The organism is Haladaptatus sp. W1, from assembly GCF_001723155.1.
GTDB lineage: Archaea > Halobacteriota > Halobacteria > Halobacteriales > Haladaptataceae > Haladaptatus > Haladaptatus paucihalophilus.
On record NZ_MEIH01000300.1, the window covers coordinates 1 to 2324 of the forward strand.

The 2324-nt window shown below is 58.6% G+C and carries 3 protein-coding genes; 2 read left to right on the forward strand and 1 reads right to left on the reverse strand.

The window, feature by feature from the left end:
• Positions 1 to 616: 616 nt before the first annotated feature.
• Both BG842_RS15270 and BG842_RS15275 read left to right on the forward strand, forming a co-directional pair.
• Positions 617 to 1264 carry a helix-turn-helix domain-containing protein gene (locus BG842_RS15270; protein WP_083252520.1) on the forward strand — a complete coding sequence of 216 codons (648 nt, stop codon included), beginning with the start codon at positions 617 to 619 and terminating at the stop codon, positions 1262 to 1264.
• A gap of 57 nt (positions 1265 to 1321) precedes the next feature.
• Positions 1322 to 1666, forward strand: a complete 345-nt coding sequence (locus tag BG842_RS15275) for a hypothetical protein (RefSeq protein ID WP_069451108.1) — start codon at positions 1322 to 1324, stop codon at positions 1664 to 1666.
• A 13-nt stretch (positions 1667 to 1679) separates the two neighbouring features.
• Here BG842_RS15275 and BG842_RS31750 read toward each other — a convergent pair.
• Positions 1680 to 2324, reverse strand: a 645-nt coding sequence (locus BG842_RS31750) for a thiolase C-terminal domain-containing protein (protein ID WP_394327481.1), incomplete at its 5' end; no start/stop codon positions are given.

The following is a 2324-nucleotide window of genomic DNA, read 5'->3' on the forward strand; positions in this document are numbered from 1 at the left end:
TAGCAATCTTCTTGTTCTTCCGAGTTTTCAACCGCGTGGAGAAGTTGCCGACGTACTCGTCACACCGGATTGCGGTGTGGGCTGCTTTAACGAGGCTTCGTGAAACGGTGCTGAACTCTCTTTACTGATGTTGCCACGAAACCCTGTCACCGGAACTTCGGTAGCATGTTAATCTCCGTCTGGTTCGCTGAGGAGTTGAGGGAGAATGATGGCAGCGAGTATTTTACGTCCATTCTCGACTGCCTCATCATCATCGAGACGATGGTCGCCCCCGTGGAGCGGTCGCCGAGCGGTACGCTTTTCTCGCGGAGAATCCCTGTCGAACAGGTTTCGGTGACTGTCCGGAGTAAACGAGGTAGGTGTTCTAGCACCTGCCTTTACGGCGTCACTTCGTTCGCTTCGTCCTACATATCTGCGTCCGGAGGATTACTGGCATCGACGCCAGGTTCAAATTCTGTCGGGGTGCGCCGAACTGCTCCCGTCCGAAATCGCTCGAGTCATCGAGTGAAACCATTCAGTTTCAACACCACACACACAAAAACCTGCAAATCTTGGAACGAAATCGAAAATTGGCGATACCATGAAAGATTTATCTCCTCACCGTTTGGGAGGACATGTGATAATCGCCGAAATCACCATGCAAACACCTGTTCTCGAATCTACACTTGCGGCGCATCCCGACGTGACTATCGAGGTGGAGCGCGAGCGGAGCGTCGGTTCGGAGGAAACCGTCCAGTTGTTGTTCTGGGCTCACGGTGACGACCACGACGGGTTCGAAGCGGCCATGGCGGACGATTCGTCGATTGCGGAGTTCGAACAGCTCGCCGAGGACGACGACCGTCGGCTCTATCGTGCGAACTACTCCGAAGCGGTGAGTGCCGCGTCGTCGAATCAGGTGTGGGTCGACCTCGGCGGCGTCCTGCTGGATGCGGTCGGGACGCGGGACGGGTGGGAGGTCCGATTCCGGTTTCCCGACCGCGATGCATTCGCTTCGTTCGTCGACTGGTGGCAGGACAACTACGACACCCTCTCCGTCGATGCGCTGTACAGCAGCGGGGACGACTCCGGCGGGATGGAGTTGACGGAACTCCAGCACGAAACGCTCCGCCGGGCGCTGGAAGCAGGGTATTTCGACGTACCGCGACGGACGACGCTCGAAGAACTCGCCGAGGAATTCGACATTAGCGCGCAAGCACTGTCGGTCCGCCTGCGTAAAGGGACCGCCGCGCTGGTCGAGAACAGCGTGACAGAGGACACTATATAAAGATTTGAGACGTAAACCAGCGGACAAACCCCTCGGGAGGCAAAGGAAGCATGTGTAATGGACCACGGACCCCCACTGAGTCGTTCGTTCGACGTTCTCTCTCATTATCGCCGTCGTCTCGTTCTCTACCACCTTCTCGAAACGTTCGACGGCGCGGTTCACCACGACGCGCTGGCCGAAATTATCGTCAACGAAACGGACGGAATGGAAGTCACGGCCGAGACACACGACCGTGTGATGACGAGTCTCAGGCACGCTCACTTCCCCAAGTTAGCCGATGCGGGACTCATCGAAATCGACCACGAGGAGAACACCGTCCGCTTGCGAACGCTTCCGACGATGGTCGAGCGACTGCTGGACCTCTCTTCAGACTACGAGATGGGCACCCCGAGTCGGCGCTGATTCTGAATATCGATTACCCTCCTGCCGTGTTCCGGTCGTTTAGACGGTGGATGACGACTATCGTGAAGGCAGCGAATCCGGCCACGATGGCGAATAGACCGGCGACCCAAACACCGACCAGTTCGGCGAGATACGGAACGACGAGCAGGGAGAGAATGAGATACTGTCGGTGCTCGATTCGGCGAAGTCGTTTTTGTAGTTCGACATCATCCATACAAAACCGAACGGGTATCGGTAGGAAAATTATTTTCCTCGGTTTCGAGCCTCCCGATAGCTGACGATTCCGGAAAAGAGGACCAACCCGACGCCGATGGCTCCCCCGACGAACAGCACCGGTTTCCCCGAAAAGACCCTTCGCCTTGAGGCCGCCGCTCGGGTTGACGGGCATCTCGCCGTCGATGTACGTCTCGCCGTCGGCCGCCGCACGCCCGCCGGTTCCGTCCTCGAAGAGACCGAGCGCCTCGATGGCCAGCACCTCTGCCCCGGTGAAACAGTCGTGGACCTCGGCGACGTCCACGTCGGCCGCGGTGATTCCGGCCTGTTCGTAGGCTTCTGCGGCCGCGTCGCGGGCCGCCCGGGTTTCGGGAAGCGACGTCTTGTCCGCGAGCGGCACCGCGTCGGTTCGGTGTCCGACGCCGGTCACGGAAATGGGTTCACC